This is a genomic window from Pseudomonas sp. ICMP 8385, assembly GCF_002699915.1.
Classification (GTDB): Bacteria; Pseudomonadota; Gammaproteobacteria; order Pseudomonadales; family Pseudomonadaceae; genus Aquipseudomonas; species Aquipseudomonas gessardii.
Genome location: NZ_LKBY01000164.1, coordinates 1 through 5,896 on the forward strand (window position 1 = coordinate 1; position 5,896 = coordinate 5,896).

Annotated in this window: 5 protein-coding genes and 3 pseudogenes; all 8 read left to right on the top strand. The window is 54.6% G+C overall.

All coding sequences use genetic code 11. The annotated features are described in order from the left end of the window. The first annotated feature begins 215 nt into the window (after window positions 1-215). Complete coding sequence (locus AO268_RS31125; RefSeq protein WP_009399094.1) at window positions 216-896, top strand: cupin domain-containing protein; 681 nt, start codon at window positions 216-218, stop codon at window positions 894-896. After that, window positions 893-1,477: a TetR/AcrR family transcriptional regulator gene (locus AO268_RS31130; protein WP_009399092.1), complete on the top strand. Its 585-nt coding sequence runs from the start codon at window positions 893-895 to the stop codon at window positions 1,475-1,477. The genes AO268_RS31125 and AO268_RS31130 overlap by 4 nt, the downstream gene beginning before the upstream one ends. A gap of 57 nt (window positions 1,478-1,534) precedes the next feature. Further along, complete coding sequence (locus AO268_RS31135) at window positions 1,535-2,221, top strand: SDR family NAD(P)-dependent oxidoreductase (RefSeq protein ID WP_011600758.1); 687 nt, start codon at window positions 1,535-1,537, stop codon at window positions 2,219-2,221. A 24-nt stretch (window positions 2,222-2,245) separates the two neighbouring features. After that, a pseudogene (locus AO268_RS31140) lies at window positions 2,246-3,272 on the top strand (IS30 family transposase). Further along, window positions 3,247-3,843 carry a group II intron maturase-specific domain-containing protein gene (locus AO268_RS31145; protein ID WP_028624723.1) on the top strand — a complete coding sequence of 199 codons (597 nt, stop codon included), beginning with the start codon at window positions 3,247-3,249 and terminating at the stop codon, window positions 3,841-3,843. Before AO268_RS31140 ends, AO268_RS31145 begins: the two are co-directional and overlap by 26 nt. A gap of 80 nt (window positions 3,844-3,923) precedes the next feature. After that, a pseudogene (locus tag AO268_RS31150) lies at window positions 3,924-4,401 on the top strand (IS3 family transposase); the annotation flags it as partial. A gap of 65 nt (window positions 4,402-4,466) precedes the next feature. Beyond that, window positions 4,467-5,329 (top strand): annotated as a pseudogene (locus AO268_RS31155) (IS5 family transposase). A gap of 295 nt (window positions 5,330-5,624) precedes the next feature. Next, window positions 5,625-5,896: Rieske 2Fe-2S domain-containing protein (locus tag AO268_RS31160; protein WP_141562868.1), on the top strand; the 272-nt coding region annotated here is incomplete at its 3' end.

The following is a 5,896-nucleotide window of genomic DNA, read 5'->3' on the forward strand; positions in this document are numbered from 1 at the left end:
AGTTATGAAACTTCATCATGGCACCTTGATGCCGCCTCGCGACTTTCGCCGCGGACTTGGACGGGGAAGTCCCTTTCATTCGCTAAGCTTCGCGAGTTCTCGTAACCAATTCACTGTTTTTCAATGTGTGAAAGAAAATGGCGAAAGCTGCTTGACAAGCGAACCGGGGACTTCCATTCTACCTACCAATTAGTCGGTATATGAAAATAAAAGCCATGAAACTTAATTCAGATCTTTCGCAGCGTGTTGTCGTCGAGCCTTCAAGCTTACAGTGGGTCGATTCGCCAGCGACTGGGATTCAACGCCAGTTACTGGAGCGTGATGGCGACGAAGTGGCGAGGGCCACCTCGTTCGTGCGATATGCGCCAGGATCGAGGTTCAAGCGCCATGTTCATCACCTGGGCGAAGAAATCCTCGTTCTTGATGGTATGTTCACCGATGAGTCCGGAACCTTCGGGCCTGGGACTTACATCAAGAATCCACCAGGTTCTTCGCATGCACCAAGCTCCGCGACGGGTTGCACGTTGTTCGTCAAGCTGCGCCATCTTGATCTAGCCGACAGCCAACGCACCGTGGTCGACACTCGTAACGGACCCTGGTTTCCAGGCCTCGTGCCGGGTCTGTCGGTGATGCCACTTTCTGAGTTCGACACCCAACATACGGCTTTGGTGCGCTGGGCTCCGGGGACACGATTCAATTCGCATCGTCACTACGGCGGTGAAGAAATCTATGTGTTGGAAGGCGTCTTTGAGGATGAGTTCGGAAGCTACCCTGCCGGCACATGGATGCGCAGTCCGCATTTGAGTGCTCACCGCCCCTTCAGCAATGAAGGCTGCACTATCCTGGTCAAGACAGGCCATCTGCCAGTCGCTGAATCAAATGAGGCACTTGCATGAAGCATTTCTCCGAAATCTCGCCGACCGCCGAGCGCGTGGTCGATGCCGCTGAAGGCTTGGTACAGCGGCATGGCTACAACGGCTTCTCATACGACGACGTGGCCCAGTTGGTAGGCATCAAAAAACCAAGCATCCACCACCACTTCCCCAAGAAGGGAGAACTCGTGGCCGTGGTCGCACAGCGCTACACGCACCGGTTTCGTGAGGAGTTGCTGAGCATCGAAGGGCAGCATGCGAAAGCGCCTGATAGGCTAACTGCGTATGCGGCACTTTTCGAACGCACCTTCGCCAAGGACCGGCGCCTTTGTGTCTGCGGCATGTTGGGTGCCGAGTCGGACTCGCTGCCGGACGCCGTTGTGAGCGAGGTCAAGCGATTCTTTAAAGTCAATCTCGACTGGTTGACTCTTGTCGTTGCCGACGGTCAGCGTGCCGCGCTGATCACCTCAAATTCCGCCGCAGAGGCTCTCGCAGAGGCGTTCTTGTGCGCGTTGGAGGGCTCGATGGTGGTGGGCCGTGGCATGCGATCGCCACGCGGACCGGCCGATGTTGGAAACACTTTTCTTTCTACCGTGTTGACCTAAGGTCGGCACTTTTTGCAACATGATCCTACCATTTAGTTGGTAGTTTAAGAGGTTATTATGAACACTGAATTTAATGGCAAGAAGCTGTTGGTCATCGGCGGCACTAGTGGGATGGGATTGCAAACTGCCCGCATGGTTCTCGAGCAAGGCGGAAGCGTCGTCATCGTCGGTCACCGCGAAGACAAAGCCGAAGAGGCCCGCAAGGAGCTGTCGTCGTTGGGCGCTGTGACAGCCCTGACTGCCGATCTCTCGCGAGTCGAAGATGTGAAGCGACTCCTGCATACCATCGATGAGAACCACAAGGACATCAATCTTCTGGTCAACGCTGCTGGGGTGTTCTTCCCGAAGGCGTTTCTTGAGCACACGGAAAGTGATTACGAGCAATATTTGTCGTTGAATAAAGCGTTCTTCTTCATCACACAAAAGGTCGTGGCCAACCTCGTGGCCAGCGAGCGTCCCGGCGCCATCGTGAACATCGGCTCGATGTGGGGCAAACAGGCGATCGCGGCTACGCCGTCGTCCGCGTATTCGATGGCAAAAGCAGGTTTGCATTCGCTGACCCAGCACCTTGCGATGGAGTTGGCATCCAAACAAATCAGGGTCAATGCCGTTTCTCCGGTGGTTGTCGAAACGCCGATTTACGAGGGCTTCATACCCAAGGTCGAGGTTCATGGCGCCTTACAGGGATTCAACAGCTTCCACCCAATCGGAAGGGCGGCCGCGGAAACTGAGTGCAACACCTGACCTTTCCGGTAAGGTGCTGCCCCCATGTCATATGAAGAACTCAGCATAGAAGAACGCGCCACGATTCAGGTAAGCCGCTTGCATGGCATGGGCCGGCGAGAGATTGCCCGGTTGCTTGGCCGAAGCCCCTCCACGAAGTCGTGAACTGCGGCGCAACACGGGCGCCAACGGCATCTATCACGCACCTACGGCCCAGGGCCACATGCGTCAACGTCGAGAGGTCTGTCGCCCGCAAAAGAAGCTGGTGCTGGGCAGCGAACTGCTTGAGTTGGTGGTGGTGTTGCTGCGAAAAAACTTCTCTCCCGAGCAGATTGCCGGCAAGCTGCGCAGCATGGATATTCCCAGTTTTGAAGACGTTTACGTTTGTCGCGAGACGATCTATAGCGCGGTCTATGCCCTGCCTGTGGGTGAGCTGCGCAAGGAGCTGATCCGGTGCCTGCGCCAGGGCAAGAGTACGCGCCGGCCACGTGCAGGAGGCGTTGATCGGCGCAACCAGATCCCGGAGATGGTGAGCATTCATGTGCGTCCGCCGGAGATTGAAGACCGCCTGATGCCGGGGCATTGGGAGGGTGACCTGATCAAAGGCAAGGCCAACGCCTCTGCCGTGGGCACGCTGAACGAACGCACCAGCGGCTACCTGATGCTGATCAAGCTGAACGATGCCACGGCGACTTCGGCCGTAGAGGGCTTCAGTGCGGCCCTCAACCGGATGCCGCTGGCGGTGCGCAAGAGCATGACCTATGACCAAGGCCGGGAGATGACCCGGCATGCCGAGATCACCCAGAAGACGGGGGTGGCCATCTACTTCTGTGACCCGCACAGCCCCTGGCAGCGCGGCAGCAACGAGAACATCAATGGCTTGATCCGCCAGTACCTGCCCAAGGGCACAGACTTGTCTGTATACAGCCAGGAACAGCTGGATGCCATTGCCTACGAGCTGAACATTCGGCCACGCAAACGCTTTAACTGGAAATGTCCGATTGAAGTGATGACCGAGGTGATGGAAAAAGCAATGGCGATGCAGCATGATGCACCCGCTTCAATTCAATAACCGTGTTGCACTTAGCTCCTGCAACCGCCATGGATTTGTTTTTCTGGGCCATCGGATCATCCGCAAGCGTAGCCGCTACGGCGACATGCGTGTGGTAACGACGATTCCACGAGACAAAGCCAGAAGCTTCGCAGCCTCACTGACGGCACTGCTCTCAGGTAACCACAGTGAAAGTAAGATCGACATGGTTGAATCGATCAACCGAAAGCTGGAAGGCTGGGCCGCGTTTTATCAATTCGTTGATTTCAAAGCCAAAGCATTCAGCTATATCGATCGTATCGTGTTTTGGAAACTGGCCCATTGGCTGGCTCACAAATACCGCTCCCGTATCAAACCCCTGATGCGCCAATGGTGCAAAGCACCTAAGCCCAGCCAAAGTAAGACCTGGGTTTTATTTGGCAAGACTAATAACGGCAAACTCAGCGGTGAAATACTGTATCGGTTAGTTGGGCAAGGCAAGAAGCAGTTCCGGTGGCGCCTGCCCGAAGGTAATCCCTACCTGAGGTCGGAACTCAGGAACACATGGACCTCGCGTTTCACTGAAGTGGCTATGGCGTTCGCCAGCGTTTAAACGGAGAGCCGGATGCATTGAAAGGTGCACGTCCGGTTCGGTGAGGAGAGGCAGGGAAATAGTCCGACTACGCCCTGCCTCTTACTCAACTCCGCACCTACGAAGGGTGGCTGTACTTGGCAGTAGTGCTGGATCTGTTTTCTCGCCAAGTGATCGGTTGGTCAATGAAGCCCAGGATGAGCAGCGACCTGGCTATCGACGCCATGCTGATGGCGGTGTGGCGGCGTAAACCGAAGCAAGAAGTGATGATTCACTCAGATCAAGGTAGTCAGTTCAGCAGCTCAGACTGGCAAAGCTTCCTGAAGGCTAACAATGTGGTCAGCAGCATGAGCCGGCGAGGAAACTGCCACGACAATGCCGTTGCAGAGAGCTTTTTCCAGCTGTTAAAGCGGGAGCGAATCCGACGAAAGATCTACGGAACACGCGAAGAAGCCCGGAGTGATATTTTCGATTACATTCGAGATGTTTTATAACCCTAAACGCCGGCACGGCAGTGCTATGCAGTTATCGCCAGTAGAGTATGAGAAACGCTATTTCCTGAGCTTGGAGAGTGTCTAGGGAAACTCTGAAAAAGACTTCCTGATTTTGGCAAAATAGCCGGACACCACCCGCCGAGTTTTCCGATGAAGCAGATCTCCTTCGCCGATGCTGAGTATGCCGGCAAGCGTAAACAAACCCGACGTGAGCGTTTTCTGATCGAGATGGATCGGGTGGTGCCGTGGAAGGGCTTGATTGCCTTGATCGAACCGCATTACCCGAAGGGTGAAGGCGACCGGCCGTCATACCCGTTGATGGCCATCTTGCGTGTGCACCTGATGCAGAACTGGTTCGGCTACAGCGATCCGGCGATGGAAGAGTCGCTCTAAGACCACAATTTTGCGCCAGTTTGCTGGGCTGGGACTGGAGCGCATCCCGGATGAAACCACCATCCTCAATGATTATCCATGCGCCCAGTTCGACCAAGAATAAGGAAGGTAAGCGCGATCCTGAGATGCACCAAACCAAGAAAGGTAACCAGTACTTTTTTGGCATGAAGGCGCACATTGGTGTGGATGCCGATTCGGGCCTGGTGCACAGCGTGGTGGGTACCGCCGCCAATGTGGCCGACGTGACTCAGGTCGACCCATTACTGCATGGTGAGGAAACCCATGTTGCCGGAGATGCTGGCTACACCGGTGTCCACAAGCGCCCCGAACATGAAAGTCGAAAAGTGATCTGGTCGATTTCCGCCCGGCCCAGTTCGCACAAAAAGCACGGCAAAAAAAGCCTGACTGGCCGAATGAAGCGCAAGATCGAATACGCCAAGTCGCAGGTGCGCGCTAAGGTCGAGCATCCGTTCCGTGTGATCAAGCGCCAGTTTGGATACACCAAGGTGCGGTTTCGCGGCTTGGTGAAAAACACAGCCCAGCAGGTCACGCTGTTTGCGCTGTCGAACCTGTGGATGGTGCGCAAACAGTTAATGATCACGGGAGAGATGCGTCCGTGATGCAGGGAATCAACCCTGCGAAGCGCCTCACAAGGGCGAAACCCTGTATTTGAAGGTGAAAAATGACCTGATTTTCGATTGAGACGCTGTTTTTTAAAAATCATTGAGAAAATCAGCTCGGAAAACGGGACTACTTCAGACCTTCCTTAACGGGCTGCAGTGTCCGGTTTGATAGGGATAAGTCCAGTCTTGCAAGAAGCGGATACAGGAGTGCAAAAAATGGCTATCTCTAGAAAGGCCTACCCCTTAGGCTTTATGCAGCAGAAACAATAATAATGGAGTCATGACCATGACAATGCACCTGGGACTCGACTATATAGATAGTCTCGTTGAAGAAGACCAGAATGAGGGCATCTACCGCTGCAAACGCGAGATGTTCACCGACCCTCGGCTGTTCGATTTAGAGATGAAACACATCTTTGAGGGTAACTGGATTTATCTCGCCCACGAGAGCCAGATTCCCGAGAAGAACGACTATTACACCACGCAGATGGGCCGGCAGCCGATATTCATCACACGCAACAAAGATGGTGAGCTCAATGCCTTCATCAATGCCTGCAGTCACCG